Annotated in this window: 20 protein-coding genes; 9 read left to right on the top strand and 11 right to left on the bottom strand. The window is 54.5% G+C overall.

Annotation, left to right across the window (positions count from 1 at the left end; genetic code table 11):
* Positions 1-97: 97 nt before the first annotated feature.
* The 6 genes from metG (at position 98) to sanA (ending at position 7056) form a co-directional block, all read left to right on the top strand.
* Complete coding sequence (gene metG / locus PAGR_RS07700; RefSeq protein WP_014605430.1) at positions 98-2131, top strand: methionine--tRNA ligase; 2034 nt, start codon at positions 98-100, stop codon at positions 2129-2131.
* A gap of 118 nt (positions 2132-2249) precedes the next feature.
* Complete coding sequence (locus PAGR_RS07695; RefSeq protein WP_014605429.1) at positions 2250-2642, top strand: CidA/LrgA family protein; 393 nt, start codon at positions 2250-2252, stop codon at positions 2640-2642.
* The gene (locus tag PAGR_RS07690) at positions 2635-3327 is read left to right on the top strand and encodes a CidB/LrgB family autolysis modulator (RefSeq protein WP_014594105.1); all 693 of its coding nucleotides are present in this window, start codon (positions 2635-2637) and stop codon (positions 3325-3327) included. The genes PAGR_RS07695 and PAGR_RS07690 overlap by 8 nt, the downstream gene beginning before the upstream one ends.
* A 119-nt stretch (positions 3328-3446) precedes the next feature.
* The gene (gene cdd, locus PAGR_RS07685) at positions 3447-4337 is read left to right on the top strand and encodes a cytidine deaminase (protein ID WP_014594106.1); all 891 of its coding nucleotides are present in this window, start codon (positions 3447-3449) and stop codon (positions 4335-4337) included.
* Between the two features lie 168 nt (positions 4338-4505).
* Entirely contained in the window at positions 4506-6203 is a 1698-nt protein-coding gene (locus PAGR_RS07680) for an NAD-dependent malic enzyme (RefSeq protein ID WP_014594107.1), read from the top strand.
* Between the two features lie 133 nt (positions 6204-6336).
* Complete coding sequence (sanA, locus tag PAGR_RS07675; RefSeq protein ID WP_014594108.1) at positions 6337-7056, top strand: outer membrane permeability protein SanA; 720 nt, start codon at positions 6337-6339, stop codon at positions 7054-7056.
* A gap of 257 nt (positions 7057-7313) precedes the next feature.
* On the opposite strand, the gene mglC is transcribed toward sanA, so the two are convergent.
* The 7 genes from mglC to PAGR_RS07640 all read right to left on the bottom strand — a co-directional run bounded on the left by mglC (position 7314) and on the right by PAGR_RS07640 (position 15564).
* Complete coding sequence (mglC, locus tag PAGR_RS07670; RefSeq protein WP_013026418.1) at positions 7314-8324, bottom strand: galactose/methyl galactoside ABC transporter permease MglC; 1011 nt, start codon at positions 8322-8324, stop codon at positions 7314-7316.
* Positions 8325-8343: 19 nt separating this feature from the next.
* Positions 8344-9864: a galactose/methyl galactoside ABC transporter ATP-binding protein MglA gene (mglA, locus tag PAGR_RS07665; protein WP_014605428.1), complete on the bottom strand. Its 1521-nt coding sequence runs from the start codon at positions 9862-9864 to the stop codon at positions 8344-8346.
* A gap of 70 nt (positions 9865-9934) precedes the next feature.
* Positions 9935-10930, bottom strand: a complete 996-nt coding sequence (gene mglB / locus PAGR_RS07660) for a galactose/glucose ABC transporter substrate-binding protein MglB (protein WP_013026420.1) — start codon at positions 10928-10930, stop codon at positions 9935-9937.
* A gap of 320 nt (positions 10931-11250) precedes the next feature.
* Positions 11251-12291, bottom strand: a complete 1041-nt coding sequence (gene galS, locus PAGR_RS07655; protein WP_013026421.1) for an HTH-type transcriptional regulator GalS — start codon at positions 12289-12291, stop codon at positions 11251-11253.
* A 142-nt stretch (positions 12292-12433) separates the two neighbouring features.
* On the bottom strand, positions 12434-13594 hold the full coding sequence (gene yeiB / locus PAGR_RS07650) for a DUF418 domain-containing protein YeiB (RefSeq protein WP_014605427.1): 1161 nt from the start codon (positions 13592-13594) through the stop codon (positions 12434-12436).
* Between the two features lie 50 nt (positions 13595-13644).
* Positions 13645-14310 (bottom strand): GTP cyclohydrolase I FolE, encoded by a 666-nt coding sequence (gene folE, locus PAGR_RS07645; protein WP_014594111.1) that lies wholly within the window; start codon positions 14308-14310, stop codon positions 13645-13647.
* A 126-nt stretch (positions 14311-14436) separates the two neighbouring features.
* Positions 14437-15564 (bottom strand): YbfB/YjiJ family MFS transporter, encoded by a 1128-nt coding sequence (locus PAGR_RS07640; protein ID WP_014605426.1) that lies wholly within the window; start codon positions 15562-15564, stop codon positions 14437-14439.
* A gap of 106 nt (positions 15565-15670) precedes the next feature.
* Between PAGR_RS07640 and ptrR the strand changes: the two genes are divergently transcribed.
* The 3 genes from ptrR to fghA all read left to right on the top strand — a co-directional run bounded on the left by ptrR (position 15671) and on the right by fghA (position 18646).
* Positions 15671-16582: a putrescine utilization regulator PtrR gene (gene ptrR, locus PAGR_RS07635; protein WP_013026425.1), complete on the top strand. Its 912-nt coding sequence runs from the start codon at positions 15671-15673 to the stop codon at positions 16580-16582.
* Positions 16583-16660: 78 nt separating this feature from the next.
* Complete coding sequence (locus PAGR_RS07630) at positions 16661-17785, top strand: S-(hydroxymethyl)glutathione dehydrogenase/class III alcohol dehydrogenase (RefSeq protein WP_013026426.1); 1125 nt, start codon at positions 16661-16663, stop codon at positions 17783-17785.
* 15 nt (positions 17786-17800) lie between these two features.
* A complete protein-coding gene (fghA, locus tag PAGR_RS07625) occupies positions 17801-18646 on the top strand; it encodes an S-formylglutathione hydrolase (RefSeq protein WP_013026427.1) in 846 nt (281 codons plus the stop codon).
* A gap of 36 nt (positions 18647-18682) precedes the next feature.
* On the opposite strand, the gene PAGR_RS07620 is transcribed toward fghA, so the two are convergent.
* The 4 genes from PAGR_RS07620 to yieE form a co-directional block, all read right to left on the bottom strand.
* On the bottom strand, positions 18683-19474 hold the full coding sequence (locus PAGR_RS07620) for an ABC transporter ATP-binding protein (RefSeq protein WP_014605425.1): 792 nt from the start codon (positions 19472-19474) through the stop codon (positions 18683-18685).
* Complete coding sequence (locus tag PAGR_RS07615; RefSeq protein ID WP_013026429.1) at positions 19471-20547, bottom strand: FecCD family ABC transporter permease; 1077 nt, start codon at positions 20545-20547, stop codon at positions 19471-19473. Before PAGR_RS07615 ends, PAGR_RS07620 begins: the two co-directional genes overlap by 4 nt.
* A gap of 141 nt (positions 20548-20688) precedes the next feature.
* The gene (locus PAGR_RS07610) at positions 20689-22155 is read right to left on the bottom strand and encodes an amino acid permease (protein ID WP_014605424.1); all 1467 of its coding nucleotides are present in this window, start codon (positions 22153-22155) and stop codon (positions 20689-20691) included.
* 183 nt (positions 22156-22338) lie between these two features.
* The gene (gene yieE / locus PAGR_RS07605) at positions 22339-23205 is read right to left on the bottom strand and encodes a DNA-binding transcriptional regulator YeiE (RefSeq protein ID WP_014594115.1); all 867 of its coding nucleotides are present in this window, start codon (positions 23203-23205) and stop codon (positions 22339-22341) included.
* Positions 23206-23207 lie beyond the last annotated feature (2 nt).

Raw genomic sequence — 23207 nt, 5'->3', positions numbered from 1 at the left:
GGCTGTCGCGCACGGGAAATCCCTTATGTTTACGCGGCTGTGCCCATCGGTTACCATCTAAGCCCGTTTTTTTACTTAACTGAAAGCTACGCAAACTATGACTCAAGTCGCTAAAAAAATTCTGGTAACCTGCGCCCTGCCTTACGCAAACGGCTCAATTCATCTCGGCCACATGCTCGAGCATATCCAGGCGGACATTTGGGTGCGTTATCAGCGAATGCGTGGCAATCAGGTTTATTTCATCTGCGCCGATGACGCTCACGGTACGCCGATCATGCTGAAAGCCCAGCAGTTGGGTATTGCGCCGGAGCAGATGATTGCTGAAATGAAGCAGGAGCATGAAACAGATTTCGCCGGTTTCAACATCAGCTATGACAATTACCATTCCACGCATGGCGATGAGAACCGTGAGCTCGCCGGGCTGATTTACGGCCGCCTGAAAGAGAACGGTTTCATTAAAAACCGGACCATCTCTCAGCTGTACGATCCGGAAAAAGGCATGTTCCTGCCTGACCGTTTTGTTAAGGGAACCTGCCCAAAATGTAAGTCACCTGACCAGTACGGCGATAACTGCGAAGTGTGCAGCGCGACCTACAGCCCGACTGAACTGATCGATCCGAAATCTGTGGTGTCGGGTGCAACACCCGTGCTGCGTGATTCCGAGCATTTCTTCTTCGATCTCCCCTCGTTCAGTGAGATGTTGCGTGCCTGGACCCGTTCTGGCGCACTGCAGGAGCAGGTCGCGAACAAAATGCAGGAGTGGTTCGAATCCGGTCTGCAACAGTGGGATATCTCGCGCGATGCGCCGTATTTTGGCTTCGAAATCCCTGGCGCGCCGGGCAAATATTTCTACGTCTGGCTGGATGCGCCTATCGGCTACATGGGATCCTTTAAGAACCTGTGTGACAAACGTGGCGATATTAACTTTGACGAATTCTGGCAGCAGGATTCCATCACGGAGCTGTATCACTTCATCGGTAAAGACATTGTTTACTTCCACAGCCTGTTCTGGCCGGCCATGCTGGAAGGCAGCGGTTTCCGCAAGCCGACTAACCTGTTCGTGCACGGCTACGTCACCGTCAACGGTGCAAAAATGTCGAAGTCGCGTGGAACCTTTATCAAAGCCAGCACCTGGTTACAGCACCTGGATGCCGACAGCCTGCGCTACTACTATGCGGCCAAGCTCTCTTCGCGCATTGATGACATCGACCTGAATCTGGAAGATTTTGTTCAGCGCGTTAACGCCGATATCGTTAACAAAGTGGTGAACCTGGCCTCACGTAATGCCGGTTTTATCACCAAACGCTTTGACGGCAAGCTGTCAGCTGAGCTGGCCGATCCGGCGCTGTATCAAACCTTCCTGGACGCATCTGAGAAGATTGGTGAGGCCTGGGCCAGCCGTGAATTTGGCCGTGCCATTCGTGAAATCATGGCGCTGGCCGATCTGGCTAACCGCTATGTGGATGAGCAGGCGCCGTGGGTGGTGGCGAAGCAGGAAGGCCGCGATGCAGACCTGCAGGCCATTTGCTCGATGGGCATTAACCTGTTCCGGGTGCTGATGACCTGGCTGAAACCGGTCATGCCGTCGCTGAGCGCGCGCGCCGAAGCGTTCCTGAACACTGAGCTGCACTGGGATGCCATTCAGCAACCGCTGCTGAACCATCAGGTTGCGCCGTTCAAGGCCCTGTATGGCCGAATCGAAATGGCGAAGGTCGACGGCCTGATTGAGGCGTCAAAAGCGGATGCGGCAGACGCCAATAAACCCGCGGCGACCGGCCCGCTGGCCGATGCGCCGATTGGCGATACCATTACCATTGATGATTTTGCCAAAGTCGATATGCGCGTGGCGCTGATTGAGAAAGCGGAATTCGTCGAAGGCTCGGACAAGCTGCTGCGTCTTGAACTGGATCTGGGCGGCGAGAAGCGCCAGATTTTCTCCGGTATTCGTGCGGCCTATCCCGATCCGGCGGTACTGGTTGGCAAAATGACCATTATCGTGGCCAACCTTGCGCCGCGTAAAATGCGGTTTGGCGTGTCAGAAGGCATGGTGCTGTCTGCCGGTCCCGGCGGCAAAGATCTGTTTGTCCTGTCCGTAGACAGCGGCGCGGTGCCCGGCATGCCGGTGAAATAGTCCGTTGGCCATCCTCTGCGGTTTACCGCCGGGGATGGCGCTTCAGCCACACCGCTGATTGCTGGCGGGCCTGACCGTTAGTGCGTATGATAAACCCCGTTAAAAACAGGAGCCTGTCATGCACACCGTGCTAACGATGAGTTGGCGTTATCTGCGCGCTTTTATCATTATCTATCTTTGCTTATATGCCGGAAACGGCGTGGCCCTGCTGCTGCCCATCACCCTGCCCGGCAGCATTATTGGCATGCTGATTCTGTTTGCGCTGCTTGCATCGCAAATCCTGCCCGTGCGTTGGGTCAAACCGGGTTGCCATCTGATTATTCGCTATATGGCGCTGCTGTTTGTGCCCATCAGCGTTGGCGTCATGAATTACACCGATATTCTTACCGCGCAGTTCGGTCCTGTTGTGGTCTCCTGTCTTGTCAGTACCTTCGCTGTCCTGGCCATTGTAGGGTTAAGCGCGCATAAGCTGCATTCGCGCCCCGTGATCAAAGGGGGCAACGATGAGTGATATCTGGTGGTCATTGCCCCTCACTGTCGGGGCTTTTTTGCTGGCGCGCAAGCTGGCGGCAACGCTGAAAATTCCCTTGCTGAACCCGCTTCTGGTCTCCATGGCGGTGATTATTCCCCTTCTGCTGTTACTGCACATGCCTTATGCCCGCTACTTCGCAGGCAGCGAGATACTGAATCAACTGTTGCAGCCCGCCGTCGTGGCCCTGGCGCTGCCGCTGTATGAGCAGATGCATCAAATTCGCGCCCGCTGGAAATCCATTATTGGCGTCTGCGTGATCGGCAGCCTGACGGCGATGATTTCAGGCACCGCCATCGCGCTGTGGATGGGCGCCACACCAGAAATCGCCGCCACGATTTTGCCGAAATCAGTTACCACGCCGATCGCCATGGCGGTTTCAGCCTCACTGCACGGCATTCCCGCCATCAGCGCAATTTGTGTCCTGATTGCGGGCGTGCTGGGCGCCGTGTTTGGTCATATGTTGCTTAATCTGCTGGGGGTGAAAAGCAAAGCCGCACGCGGGCTGGCGATTGGCAATGCCTCGCATGCGTTGGGAACGGCCAGGGCAGCGGAACTTGATTTTCAGGAAGGTGCCTTCAGCTCGCTGGCGCTGGTGATCTGCGGCATCATCACGTCGTTGCTCGCCCCCTTTATTTTCCCGCTGCTGCTGCACTGGTTTGGCTAAAACTTTGCGAGAGATCTCGCAAAGTTGAAAACTGTAAGACATGTTGCATTGTCAGAGAGACAGAGATCACATATAAACCGATGTCTGGCACATTGCCCTGATGATTGAATGAGGCTTCCATGCATCCACGTTTCCACTCTGCCTTTGAAGTACTTCCAGCCACTCTGCAAACCGCGCTGCGTCCGGTGCTGAGCGAGCCGGGATTTGACGCGATGCTGCAGGCCGATCAGGTCACCTTGTTGCAAGAGCAAACTCAACTGGATGCCGATGCGCTGGCGCTGGCGCTGCTGCCGGTTGCCGCTGCCTGCGCGGTTGCCACGCTTTCACATTTTAACGTCGGCGCGATTGCGCGCGGCGTCAGCGGCAACTGGTATTTCGGCGCCAATATGGAATTTGCCGGCGCGACCATGCAGCAAACCGTTCATGCTGAACAGAGCGCCGTCACCCATGCCTGGCTGCGCGGTGAATCTCGTCTGGAGACCATTACAGTCAATTACACCCCCTGCGGTCACTGTCGCCAGTTTATGAATGAACTTAACAGCGGCACAGATATTCGCATTAGCCTGCCGCAGCGCGCGGTGCATACGTTGGCGCACTATCTGCCTGACGCATTCGGCCCAGGCGATCTGAATATCACCGAACGCCTGATGGATGATGTGGACCAGGGTTATGTTGCAACGGGCGATGCGCTGTCTCAGGCCGCCGTCAAGGCGGCTAATCGCAGCCATGCGCCTTACAGTCGGGCGTTCAGCGGAGTGGCGTTACAGACCGCCTCCGGCCGGATTTTCAGCGGACGCTATGCAGAAAACGCCGCCTTCAATCCCAGCCTGCCGCCTTTGCAGGCCGCGCTGATTCTACTGAATATGGCGGGGGAATCCTGCCACGATATTCAGGCCGCCGCATTAGCCCAGACGCCGCAGCCAGCCCTGGATCAGTTCTCTGCAACTCAGGCCACCCTGCACGCCCTGGGTTGCGATAACCTGACGCACCTTACGCTGGCAAAAGCGTAAGGTGAGGCACGGTTTTAAACAGTTTCTAAATCTTTTATTTACAAAAGCTGTACATCGGCCAGAAATTTCATAGGATCTGGCGCCAGGTCTTCGTCATCACAATAAAACTGGCGTCACCCTACTCTTTGATTATTGCGCCAGGAAAACTTGCAACCGGAGCATGACTGCATGGAACTCGAATACGAAAGTAAACGCCCGCTATATATTCCTTATGCTGGCCCTATATTGCTGGAATTTCCGCTGCTGAATAAAGGCAGTGCCTTCAGCATCGAAGAGCGCAATGAATTTAACCTCAATGGCTTACTGCCAGAAGCGGTAGAATCCATCGAAGAGCAGGCAAAACGCGCATGGCGTCAGTTTCAGGACTTCAAAAACAACAACGATAAACATGTCTACCTGCGCAACATTCAGGATACCAACGAAACGCTGTTTTATCGTCTGCTGGACAACCATCTCGAAGAGATGATGCCGATTATCTACACGCCAACCGTCGGTGCCGCCTGCGAACACTTCTCAGAAATTTATCGCCGCGCGCGTGGCGTGTTCATCTCCTATCCCAACCGTGCGCACATCGAAGACATGCTGCAAAACGCCACCAAACAAAATGTGAAAGTGATTGTGGTCACTGACGGTGAGCGCATCCTTGGCCTGGGCGATCAGGGCATCGGTGGCATGGGCATTCCAATCGGTAAGCTGTCCCTGTACACCGCCTGTGGCGGCATCAGCCCGGCTTATACCCTGCCGGTGGTGCTGGATGTGGGCACCAATAACCAGCAGCTGCTTAACGATCCGCTGTACATGGGCTGGCGCCATCCCCGTATCACGGGTGAAGAATATGACGAGTTTGTAAACGAGTTTATTCAGGCCGTGAAACGCCGCTGGCCAAAAGTGCTGTTGCAGTTCGAAGATTTTGCACAGAAAAACGCCATGCCGCTGCTGGAGCGCTATCGTGACGAAGTGTGCTGCTTCAATGATGACATTCAGGGTACTGCTGCGGTCACCGTTGGCACCCTGATTGCCGCGAGCCGTGCAGCAGGCAGCCGCCTGTGCGAGCAGAAGGTTGTCTTCCTGGGCGCGGGTTCAGCCGGTTGTGGTATTGCCGAACAGATCATCGCACAGATGAAATCGGAGGGTCTGAGCGACGACGAAGCCCGTCGTCGCGTCATGATGGTGGATCGCTTTGGTTTGCTGACCGACAAACTGCCTAACCTGCTCGATTTCCAGAGCAAGCTGGTGCAGAAAAGCGACAACCTGAAAGACTGGGATACCTCAAATGATGCGATCTCACTGCTGGACGTGGTGCGTAACGCACAGCCAGACATCTTAATCGGTGTGTCAGGTCAGCCTGGGCTGTTCACAGAAGAGATCATCCGTGAGATGCACAAGCACTGCAAACGTCCAATCGTGATGCCGCTTTCTAACCCAACGTCTCGCGTTGAGGCCACGCCGGCAGACATTATTGCCTGGACCGATGGTGCCGCCCTGGTCGCTACCGGTAGTCCGTTCTCACCGGTTTCGTGGAACGGTAAGACCTACCCGATCGCGCAGTGTAATAACTCCTACATCTTCCCTGGCATTGGCCTGGGCGTGATTGCGTCTGGCGCATCGCGTGTCACCGATACCATGCTGATGACGGCCAGCCGTGCTCTTGCGGATTGTTCACCGCTGGTGAACGATGGTGAAGGCCCGGTTCTGCCTGAAATTAAAGATATTCAGGGCGTGTCGAAGATTATCGCGATGGAAGTGGGCAAAGCTGCCCAGCTCGCGGGCGTCGCGGTGGTGACTTCAGAAGACGTGCTCTCACAGTCTATCGCCAATAATTTCTGGCTGCCTCAATACCGCCACTACCGCCGTACCTCTATCTAAAAACACGGCGCTGGATCCCTGCGGATCCAGCGCTGCTTAAATTTACACCAGCCAGACGGGGTAAACTTGCTTAGCGGGTGACGCTCAAGTAGCCTTGTCCCACCCAAACTTCGGATCTCGAGTGCTCAGGCGCATGTTGAAACGCGTTTTCATTGCTCTGCTTTTCATCATCTTAACGATGGTGGCGACGGCGCTCGGCCTGGACCGCTGGATCAGCTGGAAAACGGCACCCTATATCTATGACAACCTTGCATCCCTTCCCCACCGTCAGGTCGGGGTGGTACTGGGCACGGCCAAATATTATCGCACCGGCGTGATTAACCAGTATTACCTGTACCGCATGCAGGGCGCGCTTAACGCCTATAACAGTGGAAAGGTGAACTACCTGCTGCTGAGCGGGGACAATGCGCAGCAAAGCTACAACGAACCCATGACTATGCGGCGCGATCTCATCAAAGGTGGCGTCGATCCTGCTGATATTGTGCTGGACTATGCGGGCTTCCGTACGCTGGATTCTATCGTCCGTACGCGTAAGGTATTCGACACCAACGACTTTATTATCATTACCCAACGTTTTCACTGCGAACGGGCGCTGTTTATTGCCCTGCACCTGGGGATTCAGGCGCAGTGCTATGCGGTTCCGTCTCCTAAAAATATGCTCAGCGTACGAATGCGTGAAGTCGGTGCGCGGCTGGGTGCGCTGGCCGATCTGTTTTTACTGAAGCGCGAACCGCGTTTCCTTGGCCCGCTGGTGCCGATCCCGGCTGTACATGAAGTTCCTGAAGATGCACAGAGCTATCCTGCCGTGACGCCAGAACAGCTACTGGAACTGGAACAGAAACGCCGTCAGTAATTCACCCCGTTTACCCGCGTTTTAGTAACAGATAAGCCCGGAATGGCTTATGGCTCCCCCGCCCGCCTGATGCTGCTGTCAGAAATGAAACGGGAAGGCTGCGGCGACGTCCGCCAGCCAATTCAGGGTTGCGCACCCGTGACGTTGCGCCGGTGCCATGAAAGAAACAGCGCCCCGACGATGAGCGAACCCCACAAACCGCGTAAAAGGGCGCAAAAAAAGCGGCCCTGAGGCCGCTTACATCATTGCCACTGCTGTTATTTTTTACGCGAGTACTTCAACGAGTCGAGCGCCACAGCGAAGATAATGATGCCGCCCTTGATGATGTACTGCCAGTAAGGGTTGATACCGATATAGGTCAAACCGTAGTTGATGACGGTGAAGATCAGCACCCCGGTCACCACACCGGCCACCGTACCGACACCACCGGCAAAGGACACGCCACCGACTACGCAGGCTGCGATAGCATCCAGTTCATACATGAAACCGAGGTTATTCGTGGCTGAGCCGATACGACCCGCTTCCAGCATACCGCCGAAGGCATAAAACACGCCTGACAAGGCATAAATCAGGATCAGGTTCAGGTTAACGTTCACACCTGACACTTTTGCCGCTTCCGGGTTACCCCCGATAGCAAAAATGTTTTTACCAAAGCGCGTTTTGTTCCACAGAATCCAGACAAACACGACAGCAATCGCTGCATAGAAGGTGATGTAAGACAGTTTGAAATCACCGAAACGAAGGAAGCCTTGTGTGAAAGTTGAGAAGCCATCATAGAAGCCCGCAATCGGTGAGGCCCCAACGAAGTCGTAATACAGTGAGTTAATGCCATAAACGATGATCATGGTACCCAACGTAGTGATAAAAGGCGTCACTTTCAGATAGGCAATAATGACACCATTCACCAGACCAATAACGGCACCAATCACACAAACAATCAGGATAACGACCGGAATCGGCACGGTTTCCAGATGCGGAAACACTTTGTTGACGTTATCCATGGATTGCAGCAATGAGGCGGCTACAATGGCGGCCAGCCCCACCTGACGCCCGGCAGAAAGGTCAGTACCCTGGGTCACAATCAGCCCCGCCACGCCCAGCGCGATAATAATACGCACCGAAGACTGGGTCAGAATGTTACTCAGGTTCATTAAACTTAAAAATGTCGGATCCTGGAAAATAATAACAGCCAGTAGTACCAGCAGTACGACATAAATGCCGCCCTCTTTCAGCCAGGTTAGCGCATTCTTTTTTGTAGTCGCTTTCATGTTAACAGCCCTTACTTCATTAAAGGTGTAATGACGCTAAACGCAATATTTCGTTCTGCGTGGTCGTTTTCGTATCAACAATGCCGGCGACCAGACCGTTACTCATTACCAGAATACGATCGGTGATGCCCAGCAACTCTGGCATTTCGGAAGAGATAATAATGATGCCCTTTTCCTTCTTCGCCAGCTCAGCCATCAGCTGATAAATTTCGAATTTGGCCCCCACATCAATACCGCGCGTGGGTTCATCAAGCATTAAGATTTCAGGCTGAGTCAGCAACCAGCGACCAATAATGACCTTCTGCTGGTTACCACCAGAAAGTGAACCAATTTGCGTATGATGCCCTGGCGTTTTTACCCGCATAGCGTCGATAACCCATTGGGTATCGCTTTTCATGCGTTTATTATCCAGCAGACCAATACTGTTCTTATATTTTTTGATATTGGATATCAGGGAATTAAATCCAATATCCAGAAAAGCGTAAATACCGGTAGAACGACGCTCTTCAGTTACCAGCGCAAAACCATGGTTAATGGCTTCATTGGCGGTATGATTGTTAATCGTTTTACCATGCAGTTTAATTGTGCCGCCCGATTTTTCGCGAATGCCAAACAGCGTTTCAACGATATCGGTACGTTTTGCACCCACTAACCCGGCAATGCCGAGTATCTCCCCTTTACGTAAATCAAAAGAAATATCGCGAATTGAGGGCTGACGCAGCGAGGTCAGATTGCGCACCTCCAGAATGGTTTCACCCGGAACATTGGTGCGATCCGGGAAGCGCTGACTGAGAGAACGCCCAACCATCATGGAGATGATCTTATCCATATCCAGCCCTTCAAGCGGCTGAGTCACAATCCACTGGCCATCACGCAGGATGGTAATTTCATCGCACAGCTGGAAAATTTCTTCCATTTTATGCGAGATGTAAACAATTCCGCAGCCGCGATCTTTGAGCTTACGAATAATCGTGAACAGATGATTAACTTCTTTTTCGGTTAACGAAGAAGTCGGTTCATCCATGATCACGATTTTGGCGTCATAGGAAAATGCTTTGGCAATCTCAATCATCTGCATTTGCGAGACGGAGAGATGGGCGACTTTATCACGCGGATCGATATTAATATCCAGCTCGTCGAAAATCGCTTTGGTATCACGGTACATTTTGTCCTGATCGACAAAAACACCTTTGCGTGGATAACGCCCAAGCCACATGTTGTCCATCACGGTACGCTGTAATACCAGGTTTAATTCCTGGTGCACCATCGACACGCCGTTTTCCAGCGCTTCTTTGGAGCTTTTGTAATCTATTTCCTGCCCTTGAAAAAGAATGCTGCCTGTATCTTTTTTATAGATACCAAATAAACACTTTAACAATGTCGATTTACCAGCGCCGTTTTCACCCATTAGTGCATGAACGGAGTGAGGCCGCACTTTTAAATTAACGTTGTCGAGAGCTTTCACGCCGGGAAATGATTTACTGACGTTGGTCATTTCCAGCAGATATTCGCGCTGCGCGGTCGTATTATCACTGGCCATAATTTACCTGGCTACAAAACGGTGATGACATAAAAAAGGCGCAGCAGCTGCCGCGCCCGTCTGCAAAGAGTTATTTCTGGAACTGAGACAGGTTTTCCTGATCAACCGGTACATAAGGTACGCGTACGATCTTATCAACCATCTTGAAGTTGGTGCCTGCCGTCGCCGGTTTGCCATCTGCAAGGTTCTTGGCCATGTCGATGGTGGCTTTCGCCTGGTTTTCCGCGTCATTCAGCACGGTACCGGCCATTGCGCCTGACTTAACCAGCGCCAGTGCTTCAGGTAACGCATCCACACCGAAGACCGGGATGGAAGACATGTTGTGTGCTTTCAGCGCTTCTACGGCACCCATTGCCATGGCATCGTTGTTGGCGATAACCACTTCGATTTTCTTGGCGTTAGGACCTGACAGCCAGGCGTCCATCTTATCTTTCGCCTGAGCGGTATCCCACATTGCCGTATCCATCGCTAACTGCTGGGTTTTAACACCGTCTTTGTTCAGCGTATCGATAACGTATTTGGTACGCGCTTCCGCATCCGGATGGCCCGGCTCGCCTTTCAGCAGAACGAACTGAATCACACCATCTTTATTCAGGTCCCAGGCCGGGGTTGCTTTCCAGTGCTTCTCAATCAGTTTGCCCTGAATCACACCAGACTCTTTTGAGTCAGTACCCACGTAGTAAGCTTTGTCATAGCTGGCCAGCACTTTCGCGTTTGGCTCTTTGTTGAAGAACACCACGGGAATGTCGTTAGCACGGGCTTTCTGGACAACCACCGCGGCCGCGGCCGGATCGACCAGGTTAATTGCCAGCGCTTTCACGCCTTTTGCCATCAGCACGTCAATTTGATCGTTCTGTTTAGACTGGTCGTTCTGCGAGTCATTCATCAGCAGCTGAATACCGCCCAGCGTCTTGGCTTCTTTCTCGATATCTTTACGTACCATCGACATGAAGTTGTCGTCGTATTTGTAAATGGTTACGCCGATACGCGTGTCAGCGGCATGCGCCGTTGCACCAAACATCATGCTGGCAACCAGTGCTGTGAGCGTGAAAACCTTCTTATTCATGGTATCTCCGGTTTTTTTGCAGGGTCTTTTTTTGTTCTGCCGCGCAGATGGCGTTAGAACATCAGGTAGAATTATTCGGCGAGGCAGGATGCGCTCTCTATCAGGCTGAGCCACTGCTGTGCCATGCAAAACTCAACTTCCGTGACTTCCGTGTAGGCTACTGCATCCATAGTGCGTGTCATGAACCATGTAAACCGGCGACCAGGCCGGTGCCCTCAACAGGAGAGTGGCGTTACATAATGTTTCAGTACTGTAAGACGCTGCCATCATAGTGATAGCAATGTTAATTAACTGTGAATACAATCACAGATTGAAAACGGTTACATCGTGGAATCGCCTGAATTAGTGACGGACTCCACAATTTGCTTTTGCGCTACGGAATGGCGGCGTACCAGCGTCGGCATAAAGATGTGTTTTGCACTGCTGTCGATACAGCCCGCGGCCCCCTGAAGCGCCAGCTCCGTGGCAAGTTTTGCCATTGAAACAATGGGATAGCGAACGGTGGTCAGCTGCGGATCGGTGTATCGTGAAATCGGAATATCGTCGAAGCCCACTACGGAAAAATGCTGAGGGACCTGAATTCCGTTGTCTTTAAGGGCCGTAAGCGCGCCTGCCGCCATGCTGTCGTTATAGGCGAATATGGCGCTCAGATTGAGATTACGCCCCAGCAGTTCAACCATTGCGGCTTCGCCGCCCTGCATGTCGGGTTCGGCGCTGGCTATCCAGCTTTCCTGCGGACGAATCCCCTGCTCTGCCAGGGCCTGCAGCCAGCCTTCACGCCGCTGTGTAACGTCTTCAATGGGATGACTGGAACACAAATAGCCAATGCGGCAATGCCCCTGTTGCAGCAGCATTCTTGAGGCCATCAATGCGCCCGTTACATTATCAAGGCTGACACAGCGATGCTCGAAACCCGGCACGCTACGGTTAATCACCACCATACCGGGCACCTGGCTCATAAAATCGGCCAGTTCGGCGTCTGAAAGCGTTTTCGCGTGCACCACCAGCGCATTGCAGCGTTGGCGTATCAACACTTCAATGGCGTGGCGTTCTTTTTCTTCATGGTGCCAGGAGTTACTGATCAGAACATGCTTGTGCACGCGCTGTGCCACGGTATCTACCGCCTTCACCAGCGCGCCGAAAAAGGGGTCGGAAACATCCATAACCACCACCCCGATGGTATCACTCACCTGGGTAGCCAGCGCCTGAGCGTTGGCGTTTGGGCGATAGCCCAGAGCGTCAACCGCCTGTAACACGACGTCACGTGTTTCAGCGGTGACCGCGCTGCTGTTATTTAGTACGCGCGAAACGGTGGCCACTGACACACCGGCCTGACGCGCAACATCACGAATCGTTATCATGCAGCACTTCCAGAGAGATAAGGCATTACGCCAGTTACAACACCGGCGCTATTTTGTCAGGGAAGATCGCCACACAGCGTGAATTACGTCACATCAATGAAAACGGTTACATACAATTCTGTAACCTTTGTGATGGCGGTCATTATCTTTCAGAGGGGGAAGTGGACGGTGCGCCTGCGGCAATCAGCGTCAGACGACGCCAGATCCATTCGAGGGGGCCCTGCGGGAAGTAACGCAGCCACAGCACGGAAAACAGCAGGTTAACGCACCAGATGACTGGCACCAGCATCACCAGCTGCAGGCGTGAGAAATGCATAAACTCGCCGAAGCGATAAAAGAGCGTGGTACAGATCAGGGATTGCAACAGGTAGTTGCTGAGCGCCATTCGACCTACGCAACGAATGGCATAGCTCAGCCGCCAGCGCTGGACAGAAGACCAAAAGCCGAAACACAATGCCGTATAGCCGAGGCTGATGAGCGGACTGGCCAGATCGCGCGGCAGTTGCAGATAAAACGCGCTCCAGCGGTAGTCCCAGTGAACCCACCACTGTGCGGCAACGCCCGCCGCCGCCATCAGCAAACCCAGCGGCAGCAACAGCGCAGCAACGCGTCGGTAGTGCTGTAGCGGAAAGGTTCCTTTCAGCCATCCGCTGCGCACCAGCGCCGCCCCCAGCATCATCAGTCCCGCCAGTTGCCAGCCGTACTGGGCCACCAGCGCCATCAATCCCGAAGAAAGGTGATCTAAACGAATCTGCACGGCGGCCAGACCGCCCGTGAGCTTCCAGAACTGCTCGTACTGGATCTCTGCAGCGCCCGGGAGCCATGAGGGCGACGGTTCAGGGCTGGAGATCAAGCCAAATACCAGCAACACGGCGCATCCCATCAGATAGAGCAGAATTCCGGTGTTAATTAACCCCCGGGTAGAGGGAACATCGCGCAGCATACGCCAGATAACCAGCCCGATAATGCCGTAATCCAGCAAGATATCGCCTTCCCAGATAAATACGCTGTGAATCAATCCCAGCATCACTAACAGGGATAAACGGGCAGTCAGCCAGCGGCTACCGCGTGACAGCTGCATCTGCAGGCCTGCTCCAAACAGCAGGGCGAACAGCGTCAGGAATTTAAGCTGGGCAAAGACATCGGAAATAGCCCACGTCCAGGCATCAGAAAGGGTGATGCTGCCCTGCCAGGCAGGATTAAGGTAGGCAGCAGAAGGTAAACCAAAGCCAATAATATTTAACAACAGAATGCCGAGAATGGCACAGCCCCGAATAAAATCCAGCACGAGGTAGCGTTGCATGTGGGATCCTGATGTCTCAGGCGGGCGACCGTCGCGCCCGCCCGTCAGCTTTAGTTATGACGCACCGCGCGCAGGAATTCCTGACGGGTATTTTGACTGGATTTAAACAGCCCACCCAGCGAGGTCGTGGTCGTGGCGCTGGTGGCATCCTTCACGCCGCGCGCTTTCACACAGTAGTGAACGGCATCGATCGAAACGGCAACGTTATTCGTTCCCAACAGCGTTTGCAGCGCCAGCAGGACCTGCTGTGTTAAACGCTCCTGCACCTGAGGCCGCTGCGCGAAGAACTGCACGATGCGGTTGATCTTGGATAAGCCGATCACCTTATCTTTAGGGATATACGCGACGGTGGCTTTCCCGTCGATAATCACAAAATGATGTTCGCAGGTGCTGGTCAGCGTAATGTCGCGAACCGTCACCATCTCATCCACTTTCATCTTGTTTTCGATGAGCGTGATTTTGGGGAAGTTGGCATAATCGAGACCGGAAAAGACCTCATCGACATACATTTTGGCGATGCGATGCGGGGTTTCCATCAGGCTGTCATCTTCAAGATCCAGATTCAGCAGCTGCATGATTTCCGTCATATGGCCTGCAATCAGGCTTTTACGCGTTTCATCGTCTATTTCACGCGTGGGTGCGCGCAGCGGCGTTTCCAGCCCACGCGCTAGCAGCGCTTCGTGGACCAGTGCAGCTTCCTGACTCAAGGTGCTCATCTTTACTCTTCTCCGGCAGGTGTTGCGCCCGCCGTCTGTTGCCAGCGGGTCATATTTCTGAGTGCGTATTGTGAAACTTTCTGTGCAGGGAATCCAGCAATCAATCCGATTGGAGATGAAAGCTTTTCACGCGTCCCGACGCCAGACCAGAAGCCCTGCGACGATCAGACTGGCCCCCGCCACCCACAGTGCGGGTTCGAGACGATGAAGAAACAGCGTTGACAGCGAGGAGAGCATAGGCCCTGCCAGTTGCCCAACCGCATAGCCGGTTGTCAGCAGGCCGGCCATATAACGCATATGCTGCGGTGCCAGTTCACGGGCACAGAGCAAAGACAGCTGTACCACACACAGAAAGCCGCCCCCGACCAGTAGCGCGCCGATAAGCAGCCCGCTGAATCCCGGCAGCAATGCGGCCGCCAGCACACCCAGCGCCTGTGCCCACAGGGCCACCGCCAGGCGGGCATGGCTGCTCCCCGTCTTGCGCGTGACAATGCCCAGAACAATACCGATGACCGCCGCACCGCCGAATATCGGCCAGACAAACTGTGCCACAGCACTGCCTGGAAAACGCACTGCAGCCATTTGTGAAAGAAATGTCGCGGGGAGAATATAGCCAAAGCCCGCCAGGCTGTAACTCAGGACCAGCCGCCGGAGGTTACGGGTCAGCACCAGCGATGGCGGTGCCTGCTCCGGACGATGTAGCTCACCCTTGCGCGGCAGATTTCGGCTAATGAGCGCCACCAATACCGCCGCCAGCGCGGCATAAACCCACCAGGCCAGCGCCGCTGAGACCTGATATCTGTGCAAGCTCACCGCGAGCAGACCGCTGATAAAAATGCCTGCACCCGGTCCGGCAAAGACGGCTGCCGACAGCCCCGGACGACCATACTGATGCAACTGCTCGTTGCTCCACGCCGCCGCCAGCACCAGGGCGCATCCACTGGCCCAGCCGATGGCAAAGCGAATAATGCCATGCCACCACGGCCCGTCGGCAAAGGCCGACAGTGCCGTCAGCACCACGGCACCCCACGTTCCGAGTTGCAGACGCAACGCGACCTTATGGCGTGCGCGCATGGCATCGAAAGACCCGCACAGGTAGCCCAGATAGTTTAACGCCGCCACCAGGCTGGCGCTGGTCAGCGTTAACTGGTGCGCCTGAATCATCAGGGGAACCTGCGGAGTGAAGGCAAAGCGCCCGATTCCCATTACAACAAACAACGTCAAAAATGCACTTATTGCCACGCGAAACGCCATCTGCCACCTCAGTTTTTTACACAGAAACTTGCTTATAGCATGAACGATGCTTAAACTCACAAAAAGTGAATAATCTTAAGCAACTTGTTTACAGGAAGAGAACACTATGGATTTAGTTCAGTTACGTATGTTCTGTTCCGTGGCAGAAAGCGGTTCCCTGGCCCGTGCTGCGGAACAGCTGCATCGGGTTCCCTCCAACCTCACGACGCGTCTGCGTCAGCTGGAAGAGGAACTGGGTGTCGATCTGTTTATTCGCGAAAAACAGCGCATTCGCCTGTCGCCCATGGGCCATAATTTCCTTAACTACGCCCAGCGTATTCTGGCCCTGAGTGATGAAGCATTAAATATGACCCGAGCGGGTAAACCCGGCGGGAATTTTGCACTTGGCTCGATGGAAAGTACCGCCGCGACGCGCCTGCCTGGCCTTCTGGCTGCCTTCCATCAGCGTTTTCCTGCTGTCGCCTTATCGCTGATCACAGGCACCTCAGGGGAAATTATTGATCGAGTACGTGAAGGCACGCTGGCCGCGGCCCTGGTCGATGGCCCGGTTCAGCACGACGATCTGAATGGCTGTATTGCCTTTCGCGAGGAGATGGTCTTGATCACCGATCTTGATCATATCCCGGTAACCTGCGCGCGCGACACGCAAGACGATACCCTGTTTGCCTTTCGCAACAGCTGTTCTTACCGGGTTAAACTTGAAGCCTGGTACCGCGACAGCCAGGCCGCGCCTCACAGCGTGATGGAGATTCAGTCTTACCATGCCATGCTGGCCTGTGTCGCAGGCGGCGCGGGCGTGGCTATGATTCCCGCGTCGGTGCTGAAACAGATGCCAGACCGCGCCCGTGTTCAGGTACACAGCCTGCCGGCTGAATATCGCAACACCGCCACCTGGCTGATGTGGCGACGCGATGCTTTCACGCCCAACGTTGAGGCGCTGAAGTATCTTATTATTGAACAATTTCACGATCGTCCGCTCAATGACGAGCTGATGCATCCATTGCAGGCGGCGGAATAGAGTTTCCGCGCTATTTTTAACTTATCACGACCATCCAGACGCCACATCGCGTCACAATCTGACTGGAAGAGGGATTGCATGAACATGATCAAAACCCGTGCCGCCGTAGCCTGGGCCGCAGGCGAACCGCTAAAAATCGAAGAAGTGGATCTTATGCCGCCGCAGAAAGGGGAAGTGCTGGTACGTATCGTCGCCACCGGCGTCTGCCATACGGATGCGTATACGCTGTCCGGCAGCGATCCTGAAGGCGTGTTCCCGGCGATTCTGGGCCACGAAGGCGGTGGCGTTGTTGAAGCGGTCGGCGAAGGCGTGACCAGCGTTGAAGTGGGCGATCACGTGATCCCGCTTTACACGCCCGAATGTGGTCAATGTAAGTTCTGCCTGTCCGGTAAAACGAATCTGTGTCAGGCCATCCGCACCACGCAGGGCAAAGGTCTGATGCCTGACGGTACCACGCGTTTCTTTAAAGACGGCAAGCCGATTTTCCACTACATGGGCACTTCAACCTTCTCTGAATATACCGTCGTGCCTGAAATCTCCCTGGCGAAAATCAGTAAAGAAGCGCCACTGGAAGAAGTGTGCCTGCTGGGTTGTGGTGTAACCACCGGTATGGGCGCTGTGATGAACACCGCCAAGGTTAAAGAAGGCGATACCGTTGCCATCTTCGGGCTGGGCGGCATTGGTCTGTCGGCGATTATCGGCGCGAAAATGGCCAAAGCGGGCCGCATTATTGGTATTGATATCAACACCAGTAAGTTTGATCTGGCGCGTAAGCTGGGTGCCACCGATCTGATTAACCCCAAAGACTATGACAAGCCTATTCAGGACGTGATTGTTGAACTCACCGACGGCGGCGTGGATTATTCCTTTGAATGTATCGGTAACGTCAATGTGATGCGCTCTGCTCTGGAGTGCTGTCACAAGGGCTGGGGCGAGTCGGTGATCATCGGCGTTGCAGGCGCAGGTCAGGAGATTTCAACGCGTCCATTCCAGCTGGTAACCGGCCGCGTCTGGCGTGGCTCTGCTTTCGGTGGCGTGAAAGGCCGTTCACAACTTCCCGGTATCGTGCAGGATTATCTTGATGGGAAATTCGCGCTGAACGATTTCATTACCCATACCATGCCGCTTGAAGAGATTAATGACGCCTTTGATTTAATGCATGAAGGGAAATCGATCCGCTCCGTTGTGCATTTTAACAAGTAACCGGGGGCGCTATCTATGACATCTACTCTGGAGCTGCTGGAAGAGCATCGTATTTTTGGCGGCTGGCAGCAGCGCTGGCGTCATCAGTCTCAGGTGCTTCATTGCCCGATGACGTTCAGTATCTATTTGCCGAGTCCGCGCGGTGATTCCCCGCCGCCGGTGGTGTGGTTTTTGGCGGGCCTGACCTGCAACGACGAGAACTTCACCACCAAGGCTGGCGCACAGCGTGTCGCTGCCGAGCTGGGCCTGGTGTTAATCATGCCGGACACCAGCCCACGCGGTGAGCAGGTTGCGAATGACGAAGGCTATGACCTCGGCCAGGGCGCAGGTTTTTACCTCAACGCCACGCAACAGCCCTGGGCGGATCATTACCGTATGTTCGACTACCTGAGTGACGAGCTGCCTGAGCTGGTTGCCGATAACTTTAAGGTCAGTGAACGTCAGTCGATAATGGGCCACTCCATGGGCGGACACGGTGCGCTGATGCTGGCATTACGTCTGGGAAACCGCTTTGCGTCGGCTTCCGCCTTTGCGCCCATCGTTAACCCTTGTGAGGTTCCCTGGGGCCAGAAAGCATTCACGGCCTATCTGGGGGACGATCGCCAGGCCTGGCTCGCCTACGACAGCTGCCAGCTGATGCGGGAGGTTCAGCATCGTCTGCCGTTGTTGATCGATCAGGGCGACAGCGATCAGTTCCTGGCGGATCAACTGCAGCCGGAGCGCTTAGAAGCGATCGCGCAGGAAATGGGCTTCCCGTTGACCCTGCGCATCCAGCCTGGCTACGATCACAGCTACTTCTTCATTGCCAGCTTTGTCGAAGATCACCTGCGCTTCCATGCGCAACACCTGCTGGTAGGGTGATCTCACACAGGGGATTGCCAGTGCAATCCCCTGATTTCAAGACAGTCCTTCCTGTACCAGCCCGTCAATCATGACCTGCGGTGTACCGCGTGAACAGTGCTCAATGCGGCCCTGTACGCCGTAAACCTGCGCCAGGGTTGCTGGGGTGATAACGCTATCCGGCGTGCCTTCGGCAATTAACCTGCCCGCTTTAAGCATCACCGCATGCTTAGCGTGGCGTAAGGCAATATTGATATCGTGCACCACCACCACCGTGACCATATTGCGCAGCGCGGTTTCACGCCGTACCAAATCCATCACGTGGAACTGGTAGTTTAAATCCAGCGCGCTGAGCGGTTCGTCCAGCAGCAGCAGCGCAGGCCGACGAATCAGCGACTGCGCCAGGCCCACTAACTGTTTCTGTCCACCGGAGAGCTGGTCAAGGTAACGCATGGCCAGATGCGCAATGCCCAGTTGCTCCAGCAGCGCCATCACGTCCGCCTCGCTGGCGGCGCTATGTAAACCACTGGAAGCGCGCTGTGCCACGATGATGGACTCCAGCACGTGCAGATGAACGCCAGCCGGCAGCGACTGGGGCAGATACACGACCTGTCTGGCACGCTGGGCGAAAGGCTGAGTCATCAGGTCTTCCCCGTTGAGCCACAGCTCGCCCTGCCCTTTATTCAGTCCGGCCAGCGCACGCAGCAGCGTAGATTTGCCACAGCCGTTCGGTCCTAGCAGAACCGTAATTTCCCCACGCGGCAGGCGCGCCACATTCAGGTTTTCAATGACCTGGCGTTTGGGATAGCCGGTCGTGAAGCCGCGCAGGCTTAATCCTTGCTCCCTCATACTGTCCCCCGGTGACGCAGAATAATACTCAGGAAGAACGGTACGCCAATCAGCGAAGTCACTATGCCCACCGGCACGATGGCGCCGGGAATAAGGTTTTTCGACGCCACAGAAGCCAGCGACAACACCAGGGCACCGGTCAGCGCGCTGGCCGGCAAATAGAAGCGATGATCTTCACCAAACATCATGCGGGAAATATGCGGTGCCACCAGCCCAATAAAGCCAATCGGCCCGACGAAGGCGACGGCCAGCGCGGACAGTACGCTGATACGGAGCAGCGTGGCCAGGCGTAAACGACGAACATCAATACCAAAACTGATCGCCCTGTCTTCACCCAGGCGCAACGCGGTAAGTTTCCAGCTGCTGAGCATAGAGAAGGGAACCAGCAGCGCAAAGGCCGCACTCAGAACGCCCAGCTTTTCCCAGGAGGCGCGCGCCAGGCTGCCCATGGTCCAGAACACCAGCCCCTGTAACGTATCTTCGCTGGCGATAAACTGCATCATTGAAACCAAGGCGTTAAAAGTAAACACCAGGGCGATACCAAACAGCACCACACCGGACGATGACACCTGGGTCCATCGCGTAATGCCATCCAGCATCAACGCGGCAAACAGGGCAAACAGAAAGGCGTTGGCCGAGATAAACCACTGCCCGGAGATGCCCGGGATCCCTACGCCCAGAATAATCGCCAGTGCTGCACCAAACGCCGCCGCAGAAGACACGCCCAGCGTGAACGGACTGGCGAGCGGATTATTCAGGATCGTTTGCATTTCGGCGCCGGCGAGGCCCAGCGCCAGGCCAACAACAATCGCCATCAAGGCATAAGGCAGGCGAATATCCCAGACGATTACGCGGGTACCTGCATCGACGCTCTCAGGAGAGAGCAGCGTGTGCCACAACACGGACAAAGAGAGCCCTGCCGGACCGAGCGTAAAATCAAGAACGAGTGAGGCGAGTATCGCTATCAGCAGCGCACCCAGCCAGAAGATTCGGCGGCGCACAACCTGATGATAGTTTTTTAATGTGTGCTGATGGTCCGCTTCAGCACCGATCAACGAGGATTCCGTTGTCATGATTCAACCCAGTAATGGCTCCAGAATTAAAAACGCAGCCACAATAGTGCAGGTGATAATAATTATCAATTCATGGAATGTTAACAGTGATGACGTAAGCTTAAAAAACGCCCGGCGTTCACCAGGCGCTTTCAGGCATTGTTAGTCTTTATAGACGGGAAATTCCATTTCAGTATATTTGACGATCCGACCGCCCCGCACCAGCCTGTAACCCAGCCAGATCAGCAGGAACAGCGGCAGACCGATATAGGTAGCCGCCACGCCGTACCAGTCGATTTTATCCTGCAGGAACGCCTGATAATTCTGGCCCAGAGTGATAATCAGACAAAGGACAAAAGCAAAAATCGGTCCAACGGGAAAAAAGCCGGAACGATATGGCAGCGCAGTAAGATCGTGGCCCTGCGCAACGTAACCCCGACGGAAACGGTAGTGGCTGATTGCAATACCGAGCCAGGCGATAAAGCCGGTCATGCCTGAGGTATTCAACAGCCAGAGATAGACTTCCTGATTGCCAAATTTCGAGGTTAAAAAGCACAGACCAGCCACCACCGTGGTCGCCCACAGGGCATTACGGGGGACGCCACCTTTTGACAGGCGGGCAAAGATACGCGGTGCTTTGCCTTCGCGTGCAAGGTTATAAAGCATGCGCGTTGAGGCGTACATTCCGGAGTTACCCGCGGACAATACCGCCGTTAAAATGACCGCGTTCATCACCGCCGCCGCTGACAGCAGACCGGCATTTTTGAACACCAGCGTAAACGGACTGACGCTGATATCTTTAATATCATTGTGTAACAGCTGCGGATCGGTATAAGGCAAAATCAGGCTGATGATCAGGATAGCCAGCACATAGAAGAGCAGGATACGCCAGAACACCTGACGTACCGCGCGAGGAATATTCTTCGCCGGATCTTCTGATTCCCCCGCCGCAATACCGATGAGTTCAGTGCCCTGGAAGGAGAAGCCGACAATCATCGCCACGCCGATCATCGCGGCGAAACCGCCCGCAAATGGCGCGTCACCGACCTGCCAGTTATGCCAGCCCGCATTTTCAGCGCCGCGCATAATCCCGACAATCATCAGTACGCCAACCACGATAAAGATCACCACGGTGACAACCTTGATCAGCGAAAACCAGTACTCCGTTTCGCCGAAGCCTTTCACCGAGATGTAGTTGATCAGGAACATCAGGCTCAGGAACAGAGCGCTCCAGATCCATCCTGGCGTGTCCGGGAACCAGTAATTCATCACCAGTTGGGAAGCCACCAGGTCAACGGCAATCGTAACCGCCCAGTTGTACCAGTAGTTCCAGCCAAGGGCAAAACCAAAGCCTTCTTCGACGTATTTCGCACCGTAGGTAGCAAAAGAACCGGATACCGGCATAAATGCCGCCAGTTCACCCAGGCTGGTCATGAGGAAATAAACCATCAAACCAATCAGGGCATAGGAGAGTAACGCGCCGCCTGGACCGGCCTGAGAGATGGTGGCACCTGATGCCACAAAGAGGCCTGTACCGATTGAACCGCCAATGGCGATCATGGTGAGGTGACGCGCTTTTAGATCGCGTCGTAACGCAGGTTGTTGTGTTGTTTTTGTGTCATTATGCATGTGTAAACATTACGCTGGGTAAAAATAAGGCGCGATTGTAGCAGCAAAGGCCGCACTGTATAGCGAATGCTGCGTTGATATAAGTTACCTTCATGATAGGCGGCAGATTATTAGCGGCAGCGCCTGTCTCCCTGAATTTCAAGGGGTTGAACCGCTTATTTCATCATCAGCCTCCCCCTGCGGTTATTCCCGGCAGTAGGACAAAAACCGTGACAGCGCCTTTGAGATATGTTTTTGCCGGTGATGAATACGGTAAAGCGTACGCGTCAAATTGGGCAAAGGCGTATTCAGCTCAATGAGCGTTCCGGCACTGAGCTGGTCGGCAATAACCCGGCGGGATAAACAGCTAATGCCCATGCCGTGACGCACGGCATGTTTGATCGCTTCGGAGTTGCCCAGTTCCATGCCCAGTTGGAAGGTCGGCAGATGAGAAAGCAGCAGGTAATCAACGATTTCGCGCGTCCCTGAACCCCGTTCGCGAAGAATCCAGGTGGCCTCCGCCAGCGATGCCAGCGTCACCGGCTGCTGTAAAATGGCAGCATCCGGCGCGGCAAACACCACCAGCTCATCGTCAAGCCAGGGCTCGCTTACCAGTTCCGTCATATGACAGGGACCTTCGATTAACCCGACATCAACCCTGAATTCAGACACGGCCATGATCACGTCCTGGCTGTTTCCCACGCTCAGCTCTAAAGGTAAGGTCGGGAAATCACGGCGGTAGCCGGCAATCATCCCCGGCAACAGGTAATTCCCGATTGTGCTACTGGCATAAATTCGGATAGCCCCGTTATCTTCTTTAAACAGCTGTTCGATTTCCGTCGCCTGTTCAAGCAGGCCCACGGCCCGCGGGTATAGTAACCGGCCGTGTTCATTCACTACCAGTCGCTTACCTACACGGTCGAAAAGCTGAACGCCAAGCTGGTTTTCCAGATCGGCGAGTGCCGCACTGACGGCTGACTGGGACAAGGCCAGCACCTGAGAAGCCTGCGTGGTGGAGCCGCTTTTCAGCACTTCGGTAAAAACGTCGATTTGTCGCAGTGTAATGTGCATGG

This window comes from Pantoea ananatis PA13 (genome assembly GCF_000233595.1).
GTDB lineage: Bacteria > Pseudomonadota > Gammaproteobacteria > Enterobacterales > Enterobacteriaceae > Pantoea > Pantoea ananatis.
The sequence above is the reverse complement of the archived record's forward strand: the minus strand, read 5'-3'. Positions and strand labels throughout refer to the sequence as shown.